General features: G+C 71.4%; 18 protein-coding genes and 1 pseudogene. 10 read left to right on the top strand and 9 right to left on the bottom strand.

The annotated features are described in order from the left end of the window. Positions 1-114: 114 nt before the first annotated feature. Positions 115-1467: an esterase-like activity of phytase family protein gene (locus ACFWI4_RS00545; RefSeq protein WP_387189351.1), complete on the bottom strand. Its 1353-nt coding sequence runs from the start codon at positions 1465-1467 to the stop codon at positions 115-117. 296 nt (positions 1468-1763) lie between these two features. Here ACFWI4_RS00545 and ACFWI4_RS00540 point away from each other — a divergent pair, with 296 nt between their 5' ends. After that, complete coding sequence (locus tag ACFWI4_RS00540; RefSeq protein ID WP_385395845.1) at positions 1764-1946, top strand: hypothetical protein; 183 nt, start codon at positions 1764-1766, stop codon at positions 1944-1946. Positions 1947-2087: 141 nt separating this feature from the next. Here the strand turns inward: ACFWI4_RS00540 and ACFWI4_RS00535 are convergent, their stop codons facing one another. The 3 genes from ACFWI4_RS00535 to ACFWI4_RS00525 form a co-directional block, all read right to left on the bottom strand. Next, entirely contained in the window at positions 2088-2963 is an 876-nt protein-coding gene (locus tag ACFWI4_RS00535) for a hypothetical protein (protein ID WP_387189350.1), read from the bottom strand. Between the two features lie 134 nt (positions 2964-3097). Then, a complete protein-coding gene (locus tag ACFWI4_RS00530; protein WP_387189349.1) occupies positions 3098-3415 on the bottom strand; it encodes a hypothetical protein in 318 nt (105 codons plus the stop codon). Between the two features lie 110 nt (positions 3416-3525). Further along, positions 3526-4059 (bottom strand): PadR family transcriptional regulator, encoded by a 534-nt coding sequence (locus ACFWI4_RS00525; protein ID WP_387189348.1) that lies wholly within the window; start codon positions 4057-4059, stop codon positions 3526-3528. A 175-nt stretch (positions 4060-4234) separates the two neighbouring features. Between ACFWI4_RS00525 and ACFWI4_RS00520 the strand changes: the two genes are divergently transcribed. Next, entirely contained in the window at positions 4235-4993 is a 759-nt protein-coding gene (locus tag ACFWI4_RS00520) for an alpha/beta fold hydrolase (protein WP_387189346.1), read from the top strand. A 107-nt stretch (positions 4994-5100) separates the two neighbouring features. Here ACFWI4_RS00520 and ACFWI4_RS00515 read toward each other — a convergent pair whose 3' ends face one another. Continuing rightward, complete coding sequence (locus tag ACFWI4_RS00515) at positions 5101-5700, bottom strand: class I SAM-dependent methyltransferase (RefSeq protein ID WP_387189344.1); 600 nt, start codon at positions 5698-5700, stop codon at positions 5101-5103. Between the two features lie 152 nt (positions 5701-5852). On the opposite strand from ACFWI4_RS00515, the gene ACFWI4_RS00510 reads away from it, so the two are divergent. From ACFWI4_RS00510 to ACFWI4_RS00480, 7 genes and pseudogenes are all read left to right on the top strand, one after another. Next, positions 5853-6626: an MHYT domain-containing protein gene (locus ACFWI4_RS00510; RefSeq protein WP_387189343.1), complete on the top strand. Its 774-nt coding sequence runs from the start codon at positions 5853-5855 to the stop codon at positions 6624-6626. A 63-nt stretch (positions 6627-6689) separates the two neighbouring features. After that, positions 6690-9248 (top strand): nitrate- and nitrite sensing domain-containing protein, encoded by a 2559-nt coding sequence (locus ACFWI4_RS00505; RefSeq protein WP_387189341.1) that lies wholly within the window; start codon positions 6690-6692, stop codon positions 9246-9248. Continuing rightward, entirely contained in the window at positions 9245-9682 is a 438-nt protein-coding gene (locus ACFWI4_RS00500; protein WP_385395822.1) for a roadblock/LC7 domain-containing protein, read from the top strand. Before ACFWI4_RS00505 ends, ACFWI4_RS00500 begins: the two co-directional genes overlap by 4 nt. Before the next feature lie 20 nt (positions 9683-9702). Continuing rightward, complete coding sequence (locus tag ACFWI4_RS00495; RefSeq protein ID WP_387189594.1) at positions 9703-10116, top strand: DUF742 domain-containing protein; 414 nt, start codon at positions 9703-9705, stop codon at positions 10114-10116. 202 nt (positions 10117-10318) lie between these two features. Then, on the top strand, positions 10319-10924 hold the full coding sequence (locus ACFWI4_RS00490; RefSeq protein WP_387189339.1) for an ATP/GTP-binding protein: 606 nt from the start codon (positions 10319-10321) through the stop codon (positions 10922-10924). A gap of 175 nt (positions 10925-11099) precedes the next feature. Further along, positions 11100-11513, top strand: a complete 414-nt coding sequence (locus tag ACFWI4_RS00485; protein WP_387189338.1) for a roadblock/LC7 domain-containing protein — start codon at positions 11100-11102, stop codon at positions 11511-11513. A 127-nt stretch (positions 11514-11640) separates the two neighbouring features. Continuing rightward, a pseudogene (locus ACFWI4_RS00480) lies at positions 11641-12528 on the top strand (DUF6397 family protein); the annotation flags it as partial. Between the two features lie 194 nt (positions 12529-12722). Here ACFWI4_RS00480 and ACFWI4_RS00475 read toward each other — a convergent pair. Together ACFWI4_RS00475 and ACFWI4_RS00470 are read right to left on the bottom strand one after the other, a co-directional pair. Continuing rightward, positions 12723-13589, bottom strand: coding sequence for an acyl-CoA thioesterase (locus tag ACFWI4_RS00475; protein WP_385395812.1), 867 nt, complete (start codon positions 13587-13589; stop codon positions 12723-12725). Between the two features lie 19 nt (positions 13590-13608). Next, on the bottom strand, positions 13609-16122 hold the full coding sequence (locus tag ACFWI4_RS00470) for a DEAD/DEAH box helicase (protein ID WP_387189336.1): 2514 nt from the start codon (positions 16120-16122) through the stop codon (positions 13609-13611). A 145-nt stretch (positions 16123-16267) separates the two neighbouring features. On the opposite strand from ACFWI4_RS00470, the gene ACFWI4_RS00465 reads away from it, so the two are divergent. Next, entirely contained in the window at positions 16268-17062 is a 795-nt protein-coding gene (locus tag ACFWI4_RS00465) for a metal-dependent hydrolase (protein WP_387189335.1), read from the top strand. A gap of 71 nt (positions 17063-17133) precedes the next feature. Here the strand turns inward: ACFWI4_RS00465 and ACFWI4_RS00460 are convergent, their stop codons facing one another. Continuing rightward, on the bottom strand, positions 17134-17409 hold the full coding sequence (locus ACFWI4_RS00460; RefSeq protein ID WP_385395805.1) for a type B 50S ribosomal protein L31: 276 nt from the start codon (positions 17407-17409) through the stop codon (positions 17134-17136). A gap of 36 nt (positions 17410-17445) precedes the next feature. After that, positions 17446-17916 carry a DUF5709 domain-containing protein gene (locus ACFWI4_RS00455; RefSeq protein ID WP_387189334.1) on the bottom strand — a complete coding sequence of 157 codons (471 nt, stop codon included), beginning with the start codon at positions 17914-17916 and terminating at the stop codon, positions 17446-17448.

Below are 17916 nucleotides of genomic sequence, written 5' to 3'. Positions count from 1 at the left end.
CCGCAGGGGCCGGCCGACCGGCAGTTCCTCACCGGGCGACCGAAGCGGGCGGCACGCGCGCGTGGCTGCTGTCCATCGCCCACGCGCGCGTGCCGTGTCCAAGGGATCGCGGGATCAGATCCCGCGCGGCAGCCGCACGTAGACGACGGTCGTCTTGACGCCGCTGTCCACGAGCCGCCCCTGCGCGTCGAAGGCGCCCGGGCCGTCGGTCATCCCGAAGTCGTTGTCGTTGATGACGGCGAGCGTGTCGTGGTCCACGCGCGCGACGCCCTCGATCTTGCCGGGGACTCCCGCGACGGGCCCCAGATCGACCACGAGACGCTTCGCCAGCACCGGAACACCGGCCGACGCCGGGTCGTCCAGCTGCTCCAGCGAGGGGGACGTGGTGTCGTCGTCCCAGGGGCCGCCGAGGATGTCGGCGTCCCGCGTGAGCCGTACCGACTGGAGCCGGGCCGCCTTGTCGGTGCGCTCCTCGACGAGCAGCCGGTCGCCGCCGACGGCCACCACGGAGGAGATCTTCAGCTCGGAGGTGTCGTCCTCACTGGGGTCGACCACGTCGACCACGTCGACCGGGTCGAAGCGGTACGCGTACTCGGCCGTCACGGCGTGCTTCCTGGGGGAGAAGCGCAGCAGCCGCGTGTTGCGCGACGCGTCACCCGCGTCCGCGTCGGGCAGCGAGAGGGGGCTCTGGAGCGCCATCACCAGATCACCGTCGGGGAGCTGGGCGAGCCCTTCGAGACCGCGGTTCGTCTTGCGGTGGAGCAGAACGGCCGGGAGCGCCTCGACGACGGGGTAGTCCGCGCCGGTCAGATGGAGCCCCTTGGGGACGTACCGTGCGAGGACCCTCCCGCGCGCGGAGACGTGGACCAGGGACGGGCTGTACTCGTCGACGAGCCAGAAGGAGCCGTCCTTCGCCCGCACGATGCCCTCGGTGTCCAGACCGTTCACGTCGTACGGGAGCGGGCTCCCGGCGTCGTACGAGTACGGGGCCTCGTCGCGCCCCGCCTGGTTGGACAGGCCGGTGACCGGCTTCCCCGAGGACGTGGTGATCGGGATCGAGCCGATGACCTTCACGGCGTCACCGCACACCCGGATCTTCACGATCGCCGGGTCGAATCCCGGAACCGGGAACGTGCGGCGCTTCTTGCCGTCCACCTTGATCTGGCCGTTCGGGCCCCGGTCGGTGACCGTCCAGAACTCGCCCTTGCGCCCGGCCGGGTAGATGTCGCTGCCGATGCCGCCGAGGTGGACACCGCGGTCGTCGTCCACCGTGCCGGGCAGCAGTCCGTTGCTGAACGTGCCGAGGGGGATGTCTCCGAGCGTCGCGGTGTGCGTCACGCGCGGCTGCGCGGGGCCGGAGGTCGCGTCCGCGGTGCCGGCCGTCACGAACGCGGCGAGCACGGCGAGCGGCACGCCGAGGGCGACGGACCGGTGGATGTGCTGCTTGCCGGCGACATGCGGGGACATCAGGCCTCCTGAGTCACAAGTACGTTGACAGCGGCCAGAGTTGGCCCTGGCGTCGAACGGCTTGCGACGTGAGGGTGAACGCCGCGCGTCGACCCGTCATCGGTCTTCCCGGCGGGACCGGCGGGACCGGCGCGGCTGACGGGACCGGCGCTGTGCTGACGCGTGCGTCCGTGGCGCGCTCAGGGTTGACTCGGGGGTGCGGGTCAGGGACGTATCAGGGTCGGGGTCCGGAACCGTGGGAGGCGGGGACCCGTTCTCAGGACAGAGAGCGGCAGCAGCCGCGGAGGAGGCGACACATGTCGAAGAACGCGAAGATCGCCGCAGGAGGTGTGGCGGTCGGCCTGATTCTGTTGATCTGGCTGCCCTGGTGGGCCGCCTTCCTGATCGTGCTGGGGGTTCCGGCGGTCGCGTATCTGGCGCTGGACCCCTCGCAGCGGCGCAGGCTGCGCCGTGTCACCCGCAAGGAGCTCGGCCGCTGAGGAGTGATCGCCCGAGGGCGCTCGGCCGCTCGGACGATCCCCCCGGTTCACCGTGACCGGTGAGATCCGGGAGGGTCGGCGCGGCCGGCGCGGGACACCGGTCGAAGACCGCGTCACCGGGATTCCGTGTGACGCGGTCCTTCAGCTGGGGCGGACCGCCATCTTGTCCAGGGCTTCCAGGAGGCCGGGCAGCTCCGGTCCGCGACCGACGGGGAGGACCTCGCCGGGCTCATCGTCGAGCAGCACGAACGCGATGTCGTCGGTCCTGGCGACGAGGGACCAGCCGGGACCGTCGGCGCGCAGGGTGCGAGCGTCCCCCGTGGCGAAGGACGAGCGGACGCGGCCCAGCGGCGGCGGCGTGTCCACGTAAGAGCGGACCTCGGCGAGAACGCGGCGGATGCCGGCACGGTTCACCACCTTGCCGTCCTTCTCGCCCTCGCCCTCCTTCGCGTCCTCGCTCGGAGCGTCCTGGGCGTCGCCGGAGGCGTCATCGGCGCCCCCCGCGGGAGCGAACTCGCTGTCGTCGATCTGGGATCGCCAGGTGGCCCACTGGAGCGCGATCTCGTCCGCACCGAGGCGTCGCTGGGCGGGACCCCAGGCGGTGGTGTCCGGCGGGCTGAGCGGAGGCCGCTCCGTCAGCTCGGTCGACGGATCGTGCGGAGCCGGTACGCCAGGAGCCGAGACGGCTACCTCCAGGGGCCAGCCGGGCAGCGCGGCGACGACCGTCCGCTCGTCCGGCGACAGCTCGTGTTCCATCCCGCAGTCCCAGGACGCGATGGCGACGGCCACCAGCGAGACGTCGTCGATGACGACGGTCCAGCGCGCGCCCTCCCCGTCCTGGCCGAGCACCAGCCCGTACCCCTCGGCGAGCGGTGCGAGGTCGAGCGTCGCGCAGGCCTCCGGGTAGTCGTCACCGAGCACGCTGGGGAACTTCGCCGGTGTCAACAGCACCGCCGTCAGCACATACAGCGCGTCGTCGTCCCCGGTGGCGACGGCGTCTTCGTCCGTCCCGGCCATTTCCAGCCTCCCGATCGCTCCATCTGTCGGCGCACCCTAAGCGACGGGGAGGCGCTTGTCACGGGCCCGAAACCCGTGCGGAGCTGCAAGTATCCGGCTGGACAGGGGCGAAACGCCCTCACACGCCCACCCGGTCAGGCGACGGGCAGTCCGAGCAGGGTGCGGGCGACCACCTGCGGCGACTCGCCGCGTTCGCGGGCGAGGGCGACAACTGCCCGGCAGGCAAGCTCGTTCACCCCGAACGACAGGGCCTCGGGCGACACCCAGGCGGCCGCCTCGTCGATCCGGTCCTGGTCGTCCTCAACGCACGCGGCCACATAGACCGAGGCTGCTTCGAACAGGTTGTATGTGCGTTTTCTCTCGTCCCGCGCCGTCCTCCGCGGCGATCCCTCGGGCGAGTCGACGACGGTACCGCGCCCGATCGAGCGGAGCCTGCCGAGTATGCCGGTCATCCGGTCACCATCCCCTGTCCCGTCGCCGATCGTGTGGTTGCTGCTACTCAACGTAGAGATGGAGTCGCGGCGACAGAAGAGGGGCGGCACGGTGAAGCGGAACCTCCGTGTCAGCGGCCGGCCGCGTCGAGTGCCGCGAGCATGGTCCGCAGCCAGGCCAGTTCGGCCTGGCTGGTGGCCCGGGCGATGGTGAGGATGCCGGCGCGGAAGGGGTCGTCCAGTTCCTCGGCGCGCAGCGGCCGGTCACCGTCGTAGAAGAAGCTCGCGGGTTCCTCCAGGAAGGCGAGCCGCAGGCGCAGGACGGCGGCCTGTGCTTCGGGGTTCTCGAGACGCCCGAGGAAGGCGAGCACCGTGAACCAGCGGTTCTCGTCCGTGATGTCCCGCCGGGACGGTTCCGCCAGCCTGCGGCGCAGATCGCGGGCGCCCTCCTCGGTGAGCGTCAGGACGTGGCGGGGGGCGGCCACGGAACCGGGCTGCGTGGCCCGTTCCAGGAGCCGGGCGTTCTCCAGTCGCTTGATCGCGGGGTACAGCGTGCTCTCCGCCACCGGCTTCACGTGCCCCGTGAGCGCGGTGATGCGCTTGCGCAGCTCGTAGCCGTGCAGCGGGGCGTCGTACAGGAATCCGAGGATGGCCAGTTCCAGCATGCGCCCAGTCTGTCGCACCGCCGCTGTACGTCGACTCATCGATACACCGGACCATCGATATACCGGACCATCGATACGCCGATCAACCAATACATCGGATCCTTAATATATCGGAACCGATGTATTCTCTTCGGACGGAGGGAAGACGAAGGAACGGCAACAGGGGGAGAGCGGCGTGCGGCAGGCGGAGTTCGACGGCAACGGGAGCATGATCCGCTGGACGGAGGCGGCGGGCGGCGGACCCGCGCGCGTGTACGTGCACGGGCTGGGGTCGGCCTCGACGGTCTACAACGCCCACATCGCGGCCCGGCCCGAACTGGCGGGCCGGCGCACGCTGTTCGTCGATCTGCCCGGCCACGGCATCAGCGACCGGCCCGCCGGTTTCGGCTACACCCTGGAGGGCCACGCCACGGCTCTGGCGGCGGCCCTGGACGCGGCCGAGGTCACCGCCGGGGAACTCGTCGCCCACAGCATGGGCGGCGCAGTCGCCATCGTGCTCGCCCACCGGCGGCCCGAACTCGTCTCCCGGCTCGTCCTCGTGGAGGCCAACCTCGATCCGCACCCGCCGGTCACCGCGGGCAGCAGCGGGATCGCCTCCTACGAGGAGGACGACTACGTCGAAAACGGCGGCCACGCGCGCGTGCTCGCGAAGGTCGGCCACCCCTGGGCGGCGACCATGCGCCTCGCCGATCCGCGGGCCCTGCACCGCTCGGCGACCGGACTCGTCCGCGGCACCACCCCGACGATGCGTCACCTGCTCGTCGGGCTGACGGCCGAGCGCGTCTACCTCCAGGGCGAGCTCAGCGGCGAACTGCCGGGCGCCGAAGACCTGGAAGCGGCGGGAGTTCGCGTCGTGACCGTGCCGGGGGCCGGGCACAACATCATGTTCGACAACCCCGACGCCTTCGCCGCGGCTGTCGTCGGCACGGACTGAGTGCCGGGCCACCGGGTTCGAGAGCCGTTCACCGGGTTCGAGGGATGGCCACGGGTTCGCGGGGCGGTGAATGGGTTCGCTGGGCGGCCACGGGTTCGCGGCGGCGGTCAGCCCCGGCGGGTGGCCAGGGCGAGGAAGCGGGAGTCCTCGTCCACGTACGAGGTCAGGTCCCAGCCCGAACCGGCCAGCAGAGGGCCAAGGTTGTGCTCGGCGCGCAGGTCCTCCGGAGTGATCCGCCGTCCCTGGCGGGCCGCGAGCGCCGCCCGGCCGATCGGGTGGAAGAGGGCAAGGGTGCCGCCGGGCCGCACCACGCGTCCCAACTCCACCAGATTCTTCGCGGGGTTCGGCAGGTGTGCGACGAGCCCGGCCGCGAACACGGCGTCCAGGGACTCCGTACGCAGCGGCAGCGCCGTGACATCGGCCAGCAGCAGCCGCCCCTCGTGGTCCCGTCCGGCCCGGACCGCCGCCTCCAGCATGGCCGGGGTCAGATCGGCCCCGACCACCACCCCGGTGCCGCCCACGGCCGCGCGCAGCGGGGGCAGGGCGCGCCCCGTGCCGCAGCCCGCGTCGAGCACCCGGTCACCCGCGCGCAGCCGCATCCGTGCCACCGCGGCCGCGTACGCGGGGCCGTCGTCGGGGAAACGGCTGTCCCAGCCGGCGGCGCGCGCACCGAAGAACTCCTGGACGTGTGTGTGGTCGTCGCTCATGTGCCGCATGATCTCTCACCGACACGAAGGATGACGCGGTGCACACGTTCGAGCCCGACGCGATCGCACGGGTGCACCTCTTCGTCACTTTGCAACAGCTTTCGAAACGCGCCCCAGTTGTGCGCCCCAGCGCGCACTAGCGTCCCGGGGCCATGGGACATCTGGACCACGCCGCTTTCGGCTGGCTGACCCCCGTACTGTCGTACGTCATGGCCTGCACCGGCTCCGCCTTGGGGCTGCGCTGCACGGTCCGCGGACTCGACGCCTCCGGACGGTCGCGCCGCAACTGGCTGCTCACCGCGGCCTCGGCCATGGGCACGGGCATCTGGACGATGCACTTCGTGGCGATGCTCGGCTTCGGTGTCACCGGTACCGAGATCCGCTACGACGTGCCTCTGACGATCCTCAGTCTGCTGGTCGCCATGACCGTCGTCGGCGCGGGCATGTTCGCCGTCGGCTACGGCCGCGACCGGCACCGCTCACTCGCCCTCGGCGGCCTCACCGCCGGGTTCGGCATCGCGAGCATGCACTACCTCGGCATGGCGGCGCTGCGGCTGCACGGCCGGGTGCGCTACGACCCGGCACTCGTCGGCCTCTCCGTCGTGATCGGCGTGATCGCGGCGACCGCGGCGCTGTGGGCAGCGCTCTCCATCAGGTCCCCGGTGGCGGTCGCGGTCGCCTCGCTCGTCATGGGGGGCGCCGTGAGCAGCATGCACTACACCGGAATGATGGCCGTGGGCGTGAAGGTCACCCCCTCGCGCGACGCGCTGTCCGGCGCCACGGCGATGCAGTTCATCTTCCCGCTCGCCGTCGGACTCGGGTCCTACCTCTTCCTGACCGCGGCCTTCGTCGCGCTGTCCCCGATGTCCGGCAGAACCGAGGCCTCCGCGTCCGCCCGGCGCCCGGCCGAGAGCGTCGTCCGCTGACGCCGGTCCCGTATGCCGCGCGGCCAGGACGGCCGCCACCGAACCCCTCCGACCGAGGACACCATGCGTACACCCCGCAGAACCACCACGGACGGCCCCCAGCCGCCGCCCCCGCGTCGCGGCCGTCGCGCGCACGCGGGCCCGCCGGCCGACGAGGGCGCGGACATGGGGGACCTCGTCGCCGGGCCACCGTCCCAGGCACCCGCGCGCGTGGGACGGTGGCGGGTCCGGCCCCGTACCGTCCGGGCCAAGATCGTGAGCCTGCTGATGGTGCCCATCGTCTCCCTGCTCGCCCTGTGGGCCTACGCCACGGTGAGCACCGCGCAGGACGTCGCGCGGCTGCGGGAGTCACAACGCGTCGACTCGACGGTCCGCGCCCCCGTCGACGCCGCGGTGGCCGCGCTCCAGGCCGAACGGACCGAAGCCGTCCGCTACGCGACCGACCCCGCCGCGGCGTCGCCGGGCGACTTCAAGGACCTCTCACGCCTCACCGACAGCGCCGTGGCGAAGCTCCGCCTGGGAGACCACAACACCGTCGCCGACGGCGCCGACCTGCCCCCCGGGGTCGCCGAACGACTCTCCGCCTTCGTCGCCGACGCGGGCCGACTGCGGTCGCTGCGCACCGGCGTGCTGGAGCGCCGCACCGGATGGGAGGTGGCGTACGGCGAGTACACCAGGACCATTTCGACCGCGTTCGGGGTCGACGGGGCACTCACCGGGGTCTCCGGCGCGGCCATGGGTTCCGACGCCCGCGTTCTGCTCGAGTTCTCCCGGGCCGGTGAGGCACTCGCCCAGGAAGACGCCCTGCTCGGCGGTGCCCGGCTCGCCGGCACGCTCGACGGCGAACGGCTGAGGCTCTTCACGGGGGCCGTCGACACCCGCCGCACCCTGACGGACGCCTCGACGCCGGACCTCAGCGGGCTCCAGCTGAGCGCCTGGAACGCCCTCGCGGAGGGGAGCGCGTACGACGACGTACGCGCCATCGAGGACAGGGTGCTGGCCTCGCGCCCCGGCGCCAAGGCGCTCGACGCCGCCCCGGAGGCCGATTGGAGCATCGCTCACGAGCGGGTGAGCGACGGCATGCGGACGGCCGAGGCCGACGCGAGCCGGGGCGCGGCGGACGCGGCCGACCCGCTCGGGCACGCCCTGCTCACCCCGGCCGGCGCCGCGGTCCTCTTCGGCCTGGCCGCCGTCGTCGCCTCACTGATCATCTCCGTACGCATCGGACGCGACCTCGTCGTCGAACTCGTGGCACTGCGCGACGGAGCCCTGGACGTCGCCCGCCGCAAACTCCCCGAGGCCATGCGCAGACTTCGTGCGGGCGAGGCGGTCGACGTGGACGACGAGGCACCTCGGGCACGGCCCTCGGAGGACGAGACCGGACAGGTCGCCCACGCGCTGAACACCGTCCACAGGGCCGCCCTGCGCGCCGCGGTGGAACGCGCGGAGCTGGCCGGCGGCATCTCCGGGGTCTTCGTGAACCTCGCCCGCCGCAGCCAGGTACTCGTCCACCGCCAGCTGAATCTCCTGGACGCCATGGAGCGCAGGTCCGAGGACCCGGACGAGCTGGGCGACCTGTTCCGGCTCGACCACCTCACCACCCGGATGCGACGGCACGCGGAGAGCCTCATCATCCTCTCCGGAGCCGCGCCGGGACGGGCCTGGCGAAGTCCCGTCTCGCTCATGAACGTGGTCCGGGCGGCGGTCTCCGAGGTCGAGGACTACGCGCGCGTGGAGGTACGCCAACTCCCCGAGGCGGCCGTGTCCGGCGCGGCGGTCGCCGACGTCACCCATCTCCTGGCGGAGCTCGTCGAGAACGCCGCCCAGTTCTCGCCCCCGCACACCCGAGTACGCATCACGGGGGAGCCGGTGGCGAACGGCTACGCGATCGAGGTCGAGGACCGGGGTCTTGGCATGGGGAAGGACCGGATCGAGGAGGCCAACCTCCGCATCGAGCGCTCCGAGGCGCTCGACCTATACGACAGCGACCGGCTGGGCCTCTTCGTGGTCAGCAGACTGTCGGCCCGGCACGGCATCAAGGTGCACCTCCAGACCTCGCCCTACGGGGGCACGACCGCGGTCGTGCTGCTGCCCACCGGACTGCTGCACGAGGGTCCGGTGGAACGTTCCCTCCCCGAGGCCGACACGGACGTGCCGCTGGAAAGGGGGTACGCGCGCGTGCCGGTGACCCCGGAGAACGACGCCGTCCGGTCGGTCGGACAACGGCCCGCACTGGTCCCGCCGCGGCCGAAGGCCTCCGAGGAGCGGACGAACGGATCGCGACGCACGCCGCTTCGGGTGAACGGCACGCCGGCGACCGTGCCTTCGAGCGCCGCGCCTCCGCGTCCGCACCCGCCCGAGGAGGACGGCGAGAGCTCCGGCGGGCTTCCCCGCCGGGTCCGTCAGACGAATCTCGTCCCCCAACTGCGCGGACAGCGCTCCGAGGAGCCCGAGGAGCCCGAGGTGTCCGCGGCGGACGACGAGCGCACACCCGAACTCGTACGGGCCCGCATGACCGCCTACCGGGCCGGCTGGGCCCGCGGCGGCGGCAGGCCACCCGGCACCGGCGCCACCACCGGCCGCGAAGCGGGCGGCGACAGCAGCGAAGGAGACCTCTCATGATCCACGACACGAGCGACGCCGGTGCCCGGCGGTCCGGCGAACTCGACTGGCTGCTGGACGACATGGTGCTGCGCGTGACCCAAGTACGGCACGCCGTGGTCCTGTCGAACGACGGACTGGCGGTGGGCGCGTCCACCGGCCTGCTGCGCGAGGACGCCGAACACCTCGCGGCCGTCGCCTCCGGGTTCCACAGTCTGGCCAAGGGCACGGGCCGCCACTTCGGCGCGGGCGGGGTGCGCCAGACGATGGTGGAGATGGACGAGGGCTTCCTATTCGTGGCGGCGGCGGGGGACGGTTCCTGTCTTGCCGTGCTCACGGCCGTCACCGCCGACATCGGTCTGGTGGCCTACGAGATGGCGCGCCTGGTCAAGCGCGTCGGCGAGCATCTCCACGCCCCGCCCAGGGTCGCCGCGCAGCCGCCCGCGGCGGGATGACCGGGGACGGGCCCGTGCGGATGACCGAGGACATGCCGGACACCCCTCCATGGCCGGACAGTCAGTGGTACGACCAGGAGGCGGGGCCGCTCGTCCGCCCCTACGCCGTGACGGGCGGCCGGACCAAGGCGGGTCCGGCCGGGACCCGGCTGGACCTGATCGCCCTGGTCTCGCTCGGCGTGGGAGCGTCGCGAGCGGACGAGGACACCTCGCTCGGTCCTGAGCACCGGACGCTGATCGAACTGTGCCGGACCGAGACGCTGTCGGTCGCCGAACTGGCCTCGGGCACCGGCCTCCCCGTCGGCGTGGTCAGGGTGCTCCTGGGGGACCTCGTGGAACGCGGCTGTGTCACCGTCAGCCGGCCCGTACCGCCCGCGGAGCTGCCCGACGAGCGCATCCTCCGCGAGGTGATCGAGGGGCTGAGGGCGCTGTAGGCGGCTGCCGACGGTCCACGACGATCGGCATCACGGCTCCTGGCGTTCATCACCGGTACGGAACGCGCGCGTTCCGGTCGCAAGAGGGCACATGCGGTCCAACTCCGCCCGCCGACAGCTCAGTTGTCATGATGCTGGCTTTCCGCATCCGAGCCGACGTACCGATGCCGGCCGCCGCCGGCACTCCCGAGAGAAGTGATCGATGGTCTCCGAGAACTCCGACGCCACGGGTGGCGACCCGACCGCCATGGCGCTGAAGATACTGGTCGCCGGCGGGTTCGGCGTCGGCAAGACCACCCTGGTGGGCGCGGTCAGCGAGATCCGGCCGCTGCGCACCGAGGAACTGCTGAGCGAGGCCGGCCGGCCCGTCGACGACACCGACGGGGTGGGACAGAAGACCACCACGACCGTGGCCATGGACTTCGGGCGCATCACCATCCGGTCCGGCCTCTCGCTCTATCTCTTCGGAACGCCAGGCCAGGACCGCTTCTGGTTCCTGTGGGACGAGCTGTCGACGGGCGCTCTGGGGGCCGTCGTCCTCGCCGACACGCGACGGCTGGAGGACTGCTTCCCGGCGGTGGACTACTTCGAGAACCGCCGCATCCCGTTCGTGGTGGCCGTCAACCGCTTCCCGGACGCCCGCGCGTACGGTGCCGAGGACGTGGCACTCGCACTCGACCTCGACCGGGGCACACCGGTCGTCCTCTGCGACGCCCGCGAACGCGACTCGGGGAAGGAAGTGCTGATCCGGCTCGTCGAGTACGCGGGCAGGGTGTACACCGCCAGGATGCTCGAATCGGTGAGCTGACACCGCCCGTCGGGTCGGCACCGGCCGGCGTCCTCTCGGCACGGCCGATCGCACCTGCTCGTCGGCCATCTTCTCTGCCATGCCATCCGAGTGCCTTGCCGGGAGAGCGGCAGTGGGGAAGGCTTGCTGGTCGAAACCTCCGGCCAGGGGGAACGGCACACGGGGAGACCGGATCATGGAGCAGAACACGGGACTCGGCTGGTTGCTGGACGACCTCACCGAGCGCGTCGAGCACGTTCGCCACGCGCTGGTGCTGTCCAACGACGGGCTGGTGACGGGCGCGAGCGCAGGACTGCGGCGCGAGGACGCGGAACATCTCGCCGCGGTGTCGTCGGGACTGCACAGCCTGGCCAAGGGCTCGGGCCGCCATTTCGGCGCCGGGCAGGTACGGCAGACGATGGTCGAGTTCGACGAGGCGGTGCTCTTCGTCACCGCGGCCGGATCGGGGAGCTGTCTGTCCGTCCTCAGCGGGGCGGAGGCGGACATAGGCCAGGTCGCCTACGAGATGACGCTGCTGGTGAACCGCGTCGGCGAACACCTTCGCGTGGACGCGCGACAGCCCGAAAGCAAACCCGTCTCAGAGTTCTGACCTGCTGATACGTCGCTGCGGCCGAGGTTTTCCACAGGCTCGCCACGATGTCCGGCATGCCGGATACGGTTTTTCCCGAGGCGAGCGCACACCGGCGCGAGCCTTCCGCACCACAGGGGAGACCGTCATGTCCGGGACCACCATCACGCAGTCCGTCACCGTCTCGCTCAGCCGGGCCGCACGGGAACTGGAGCTCAGGCGAGGCGAGTTCGACCTCGCTCTGCACCTCGGTTGTGTCCGCTCCGTTCCCGACGAGGGAGGCGGGGGACGCCGGGTCACCCGCGCGGAGATCGATCGGGTCCGAGCCGAAGCAGGCTTTCCGGAGGCGCTGCGCGAGCGGGTGAAGGCCGTCGGCACGACGGAGGGCGCCGCTCTTCTGGGCGTCACCAAGACCCGGTTCACCCGACTCGCTCGCCTGGGTCTGGTGGTGCCGGTCAAGGTATACCTCAACCGCTACCGGGCGATCGTCTGGCTCTATCTGGCCGAGGAACTGCGGCAGTTCGCCTCCGACCGGCAGAACGCCCCGTTGCTGAGCGGCCGGACACCGGAAGACCTCAGGGACCGGCTGCGCGATGGCATGGACCTGCGTCCGCGCAACTGGCGCGGCCGGCACATGGGGTACCTGCTGCGGCAGACCGAGGACCCCTGGGCCCGCGCCGCCGTGGTGGCGTCGCTGCTCGACCCCGTCCAGGTGGCCGAGATCGTCGAGGACCCTTACGAGCGCGCCCACCTCGACCGTCTTCGGCCCGCGCCCGTCTCATCGGCCGCGCCGGACTCGCCCGGAGCCCGCGTCGTCGAACGCATCACGACGGCGGACGACCCGGACGAGATCGGCTGGCTGAGGGCGGACCTGGGGCAGAGCGTTCTGGAGGCCAGGCAGCACCGTCCGGCGCCCCGCCCGGCGAAGAACGCCGGACCCGCCCCCGCATCGGCGGCTCTTCCTGTGCCCGTGCCCCTCCCCGCGCCTACGGCGTCGGCGGGACCCTCGTCCGGTGCGCCACCGGCAGCGGCCCGGACGTCACAGGCGGAGATGTCACCGGCCGAGACGTCACTCGCCGAGACGTCACCGGCCGGGACGTCACCCGCCACTGCCGCGCACGCCGTGCGAGGACACCCCTCCGCCGCTGACCTGCCGATCACACGGCGAGAGGCAGCGAGGGCCAGCAGGCTGCTCACCTGGCTGCGGGGAAGGACCCCGGACACCGACGCCTACAGCGCCCGGAACAGTCCCTCCTGCACGACCGAGACCAGAAGGCGCCCTTCGAGGTCGTAGATGCGCCCGCGGGCCAGTCCGCGCCCGCCCGTCGCGATCGGCGATTCCTGGTCGTACAGGAACCACTCGTCCGCACGGAACGGCCGGTGGAACCACATGGCGTGGTCCAGCGACGCCATGTCGAAGCCGCGCGGCCCCCACAGCGGCTCCACCGGGATGCGGACGGCGTCCAGGAGCGTCATGTCACTCGCGTACGTGAGAGCGCAGGTGTGCACGAGCGGGTCGTCGCCCAGCGGTCCCACCGCACGCATCCACACGGCGCTGCGCGGCTCGGCGTCCTTGGTCTCCTCGGGCGTCCAGCGCAGCCGGTCCACATAGCGAATGTCGAACGGCTGCCGCCGCGCCATGCGCTCCAGCGTTTCCGGCAGAGCCCCCAGATGCTCCTTGATCTCCTCCGTCACCGTCGGCAGAGACTCGGGGTCCGGCACCTCGCGGGCCGGCGGCAACTGGTGCTCGAAGCTCCCTTGTTCGGGCTGGTGAAAGGAGGCGGTCAGATTGAAGATCGTGCGGCCCTGCTGCACGGCGGTGACCCGGCGTGTGGTGAACGACCGCCCGTCCCGCACCCGTTCGACCTGGTACACGATCGGCACCCCCGGCCGGCCGGGACGCAGGAAGTACGCGTGCAGCGAGTGCACCGGCCGGTCGCGCTCCGTGGTGCGGCCCGCGGCGACCAGCGCCTGGCCGGCCACCTGGCCGCCGAAGACGCGCTGGAGCGACTCCTGCGGGCTGCGCCCGCGGAAGATGTTGACCTCGATCTGCTCCAGGTCGAGCAGATCGACGAGCCTCTCGGCCGGGTTCGTCATCGGTGGGATTCTCCTGTGCTCACAGCTGTCCGACGTCGGTGACCTTGACGATCGCACGGCCCTCGGCGTCCGAGGCCGTGAGGTCGACCTCCGCGCTGATGCCCCAGTCGTGATCGCCGTTGGGGTCCGCGAAGGTCTGGCGCACGCGCCACAGACCGTTCTGCGGCTCCTCCACGATCGAGAGCAGCTTGGGGCCACGGGCGTCGGGACCGGTGCCGAGATCCTCGTACTCGTCCCAGTACTTGTCCATCGCCTCGCCCCACGCGTCGGCGTCCCAGCCGGACTCGCCGTCCATCTCGCCGAGTTCGTCGACGTTGTCCAGCGCGGCCAGTTCGACCCTGCGGAACATCGCGTTGCGGACCAGGACACGGAAGGCGCGGGCGTTCGAGGTGACGGGCTTGACCTGGTCGGCCTTCTCCTGGGCCTCCTCGGCCGTCATCACCTCGGGGTTGGCGAGCTGCTCCCACTCGTCGAGCAGGCTGGAGTCGACCTGGCGCACCATCTCGCCCAGCCAGGCGATCAGGTCCTCCAGGTCCTCGGACTTGAGGTCGTCGGGGACGGTGTGCTCCAGAGCCTTGTAGGCACTGGCCAGGTAGCGCAGGACGATGCCCTCGGTGCGGGCGAGCTCGTAGAAGGAGACGAACTCGGTGAAGGACATGGCCCGTTCGTACATGTCACGGATGACGGACTTCGGCGACAGCGGGTGGTCGCCGACCCACGGGTGGCTCTTGCGGTAGGTGTTGTACGCGTGGAAGAGGAGCTCCTCCAGCGGCTTGGGGTACGACACCTCCTGGAGCCGCTCCATGCGCTCCTCGTACTCGACGCCGTCGGACTTCATCGCGGCCACGGCCTCGCCACGGGCCTTGTTCTGCTGGGCCGCGAGGATCTGCCGCGGTTCGTCCAGCGTGGACTCCACGACGGACACCATGTCCAGGGCGTACGAGGGCGACTCGGGGTCCAGCAGGTCGAAGGCGGCGAGCGCGAACGTCGACAGGGGCTGGTTGAGCGCGAAGTCCTGCTGAAGGTCGACGGTCAGCCGGACGATGCGGCCGGTCGCGTCGGGCTCGTCGAGCTTCTCCACGATGCCGCCGTCGAGGAGCGAACGGTAGATGGCGATGGCCCGGCGGATGTGCCGCAACTGCTGCTTGCGCGGCTCGTGGTTGTCCTCCAGCAGATGCCGCATCGCGTCGAAGGCGTTGCCCGGCCGCGCGATCACCGAGAGCAGCATCGTGTGCGTCACGCGGAAGCGCGAGGTCAGCGGTTCGGGATCGGAGGCGATCAGCTTCTCGAAAGTGCTGTCCGTCCAGCCGACGAAGCCCTCGGGAGCCTTCTTGCGCACGACCTTGCGGCGCTTCTTGGGGTCGTCGCCCGCCTTGGCGAGCGACTTCTCGTTCTCGATCACGTGCTCCGGCGCCTGGGCGACGACGTAGCCCGCCGTGTCGAAGCCCGCGCGCCCGGCCCGGCCGGCGATCTGGTGGAACTCGCGGGCGCGCAGCGTGCGCACCCGGGTCCCGTCGTACTTCGTGAGCGCGGTGAACAGCACCGTGCGGATGGGGACGTTGACGCCGACACCGAGGGTGTCCGTGCCGCAGATGACCTTCAGCAGGCCGGCCTGGGCCAGCTTCTCCACGAGCCGCCGGTACTTGGGCAGCATGCCGGCGTGGTGCACACCGATCCCGTGGCGCACGTAACGGGACAGGTTGCGGCCGAACTTGGTGGTGAACCGGAAGTTGCCGATGAGCTCGGCGATCTGGTCCTTCTCCTCGCGCGTGCACATGTTGATGCTCATCAGCGCCTGGGCCCGCTCCACGGCCTGCGCCTGGGTGAAGTGCACGATGTAGACCGGGGCCTGCTTCGTGGCGAGCAGCTCGGTGAGCGTCTCCGTGAGCGGGGTGAGCACGTACTCGTAGGAGAGCGGGACGGGCCGGGTTGCCGAACGGACCACCGCCGTGGGACGGCCGGTGCGGCGCGTGAGGTCCTTCTCGAACATCGCGACGTCACCGAGCGTCGCCGACATCAGGATGAACTGTGCCTGCGGGAGTTCCAGGATCGGGATCTGCCAGGCCCAGCCGCGGTCGCCCTCGGCGTAGAAGTGGAACTCGTCCATGACGACCTGGCCCACGTCGGCGTGCTTGCCGTCCCGCAGCGCGATGGACGCGAGGACCTCGGCGGTGCAGCAGATCACCGGGGCGTCGGCGTTCACGGAGGCGTCGCCGGTGAGCATGCCGACGTTCTCGGTGCCGAACATCTTGCACAGCTCGAAGAACTTCTCCGACACCAGCGCCTTGATCGGCGCCGTGTAGAAGGTGACCTCGTCCCGGGCGAGCGCGGCGAAGTGCGCAGCCGCGGCGATCATGCTCTTGCCCGAGCCGGTGGGCGTGGAGACGATCACGTTCGCCCCCGAGACCACCTCGATCAGCGCCTCCTCCTGATGGGGGTACAGCGTGATACCGCGCTCCCCGGTCCACGACTCGAAGGCTTCGTAGAGGGCGTCGGGGTCTGTGGTCTGCGGCAGCTGATCGATGAGGGTCACGCCCCCATCTTGCCTGTCGATACACGTGATGGGGGAATCGGATGTTCGGGAAAAGATCACGACCGCTACGCTGTGGCGCCGGTGACGCGTCGGCGTGCACGGGCAACTGGACAGCGTTACAAGAGAAATGGGGCGGGGAACGGCCATGATGGGACCAGCACACTCACTTTCGGGGGCCACGGCCTGGCTGGGCGTCGGAGCGGCGGCCGCCGCGACCGGCCACCCCATGCCCTGGCCGGTCCTACTCGTCGGCGCCCTGATCTGCGCGGGCGCCGCTCTCGCCCCGGATCTGGACCACCACGCCGCCACCATCTCGAACGCCTTCGGACCGGTGTCGCGACGGCTGTGCGAGATCGTCGACAAGCTCTCCTACGCCGCCTACAAGAGCACCAGGAAGCCGGGCGACCCCCGGCGCAACGGCGGACACCGCACGCTCACGCACACCTGGGTGTGGGCGGTGGCGGTGGGATCGGGCACGGCGGTCCTGGCGATCACCTGCGGTCGCTGGGCGGTCCTCGGCATCCTCTTCGTGCACATGGTGCTCGCCATCGAGGGCCTGCTGTGGCGGGCCGCCCGCGGCTCCAGCAGCAACGTCCTGGTCTGGCTGCTCGCCGCGACGACCTCCTGGATCCTCGCGCAGACCCTGGACAAGCCGGGCAACGGCTCGGACTGGCTGTTCACCGCGCCGGGCCAGGAGTACCTGTGGCTCGGTCTGCCGGTCATCCTCGGAGCCCTGGTGCACGACATCGGGGACGCGCTCACCGTGTCGGGCTGCCCGATCCTGTGGCCCATCCCGATCGGCCGCAAGCGCTGGTACCCGATAGGTCCGCCGAAGGTGATGCGCTTCCGCGCCGGCAGCTGGGTCGAGATCAAGGTGCTGACGCCGGTGTTCATGCTGCTGGGCGCCGTGGGCTGCGCGGCCGCGCTGAACTTCATCTGAGCCCGGCGGCCCCCAGGGGCCCGGCCCGGACGGCGGGGCGCCCGGCGCCCGACGCGGGGCGGCCGCCGCGCTCAGCCGTCCTGTCCGGCGCCGGACCCCTGCTCGCCGCCTCCGAACCGCCGCTCGAACTGGGCGATGCGGCCTTCCGAGTCCACCGTGCGGGCCTTGCCCGTGTAGAACGGGTGGCTCTCCGAGGAGATCTCTACGTCCACGACCGGGTAGGTCTCGCCGTCGTCCCAGTCGATGGTCCGGTCGCTCGTCGCGGTGGAGCGCGTGAGGAAGGCGTAGCCGGCGGCGCGGTCCCGGAACACCACGGGGCGGTAGTCGGGCTGCTTGTCCTGCTGCATGGCAACTCCTCGGGGCAGACGTGGGACGAGGGCCGGTCAGCCGGACACGGCGTCCTCGTCGACGATGTGCATCGCGGCTTCCTCCGCCGAGGCAGCGGCGCCGTCGATGCCGATGTCCGTGGCGATGAGCCCGCTCTCCTCGTCCTCGTGGGCGCCTTCGTTCGGGGCCACCAGACGGCCGGAGCGCACGGCGCCCACCTCGTTGTCGAGGGGCTCTCCGTCGGTGCCCTCGCAGTCGCCGATGCCGTCCCCGTCGGAGCCGGCGACGTCGGGCAGCTCATCGGCCAGGCGCTGGTCCAGGGTCTCGCCCGCCCGGCGCTCCGAGGCGGTCACACCGCGGTGTTCCACCGCCCAGGGCCGCTCCGGCGGGGACCAGCCGCGGTCCAGGGGGTCACTCACGCCGTCCGTGACCAGTGTGTCCTCGGCGTCGAGCAGCCCCGCGTCGTCCTGTACCTCGGATCCGTCGGGCTGGTAGACGTCGTCTCCCCATCCGTCGGCGCTGTCCAC

It is taken from the genome of Streptomyces sp. NPDC127038 (genome assembly GCF_042725875.1).
Classification (GTDB): Bacteria; Actinomycetota; Actinomycetes; order Streptomycetales; family Streptomycetaceae; genus Streptomyces.
The sequence above is the reverse complement of the archived record's forward strand: the minus strand, read 5'-3'. Positions and strand labels throughout refer to the sequence as shown.

What these genes read in the sequence shown, in the direction of transcription:
- ACFWI4_RS00505 (WP_387189341.1), top strand. Translation starts at nt 6,690, where the DNA reads ATGCGTACACCCCGCAGAACCACCACGGACGGCCCCCAGCCGCCGCCC.
- ACFWI4_RS00485 (WP_387189338.1), top strand. Translation starts at nt 11,100, where the DNA reads ATGGAGCAGAACACGGGACTCGGCTGGTTGCTGGACGACCTCACCGAG.
- ACFWI4_RS00460 (WP_385395805.1), bottom strand. Translation starts at nt 17,409, where the DNA reads ATGCAGCAGGACAAGCAGCCCGACTACCGCCCCGTGGTGTTCCGGGAC.
- ACFWI4_RS00490 (WP_387189339.1), top strand. Translation starts at nt 10,319, where the DNA reads ATGGTCTCCGAGAACTCCGACGCCACGGGTGGCGACCCGACCGCCATG.
- ACFWI4_RS00545 (WP_387189351.1), bottom strand. Translation starts at nt 1,467, where the DNA reads ATGTCCCCGCATGTCGCCGGCAAGCAGCACATCCACCGGTCCGTCGCC.
- ACFWI4_RS00475 (WP_385395812.1), bottom strand. Translation starts at nt 13,589, where the DNA reads ATGACGAACCCGGCCGAGAGGCTCGTCGATCTGCTCGACCTGGAGCAG.
- ACFWI4_RS00465 (WP_387189335.1), top strand. Translation starts at nt 16,268, where the DNA reads ATGATGGGACCAGCACACTCACTTTCGGGGGCCACGGCCTGGCTGGGC.
- ACFWI4_RS00495 (WP_387189594.1), top strand. Translation starts at nt 9,703, where the DNA reads ATGACCGAGGACATGCCGGACACCCCTCCATGGCCGGACAGTCAGTGG.
- ACFWI4_RS00510 (WP_387189343.1), top strand. Translation starts at nt 5,853, where the DNA reads ATGGGACATCTGGACCACGCCGCTTTCGGCTGGCTGACCCCCGTACTG.
- ACFWI4_RS00515 (WP_387189344.1), bottom strand. Translation starts at nt 5,700, where the DNA reads ATGAGCGACGACCACACACACGTCCAGGAGTTCTTCGGTGCGCGCGCC.
- ACFWI4_RS00525 (WP_387189348.1), bottom strand. Translation starts at nt 4,059, where the DNA reads ATGCTGGAACTGGCCATCCTCGGATTCCTGTACGACGCCCCGCTGCAC.
- ACFWI4_RS00540 (WP_385395845.1), top strand. Translation starts at nt 1,764, where the DNA reads ATGTCGAAGAACGCGAAGATCGCCGCAGGAGGTGTGGCGGTCGGCCTG.
- ACFWI4_RS00530 (WP_387189349.1), bottom strand. Translation starts at nt 3,415, where the DNA reads ATGACCGGCATACTCGGCAGGCTCCGCTCGATCGGGCGCGGTACCGTC.
- ACFWI4_RS00535 (WP_387189350.1), bottom strand. Translation starts at nt 2,963, where the DNA reads ATGGCCGGGACGGACGAAGACGCCGTCGCCACCGGGGACGACGACGCG.
- ACFWI4_RS00500 (WP_385395822.1), top strand. Translation starts at nt 9,245, where the DNA reads ATGATCCACGACACGAGCGACGCCGGTGCCCGGCGGTCCGGCGAACTC.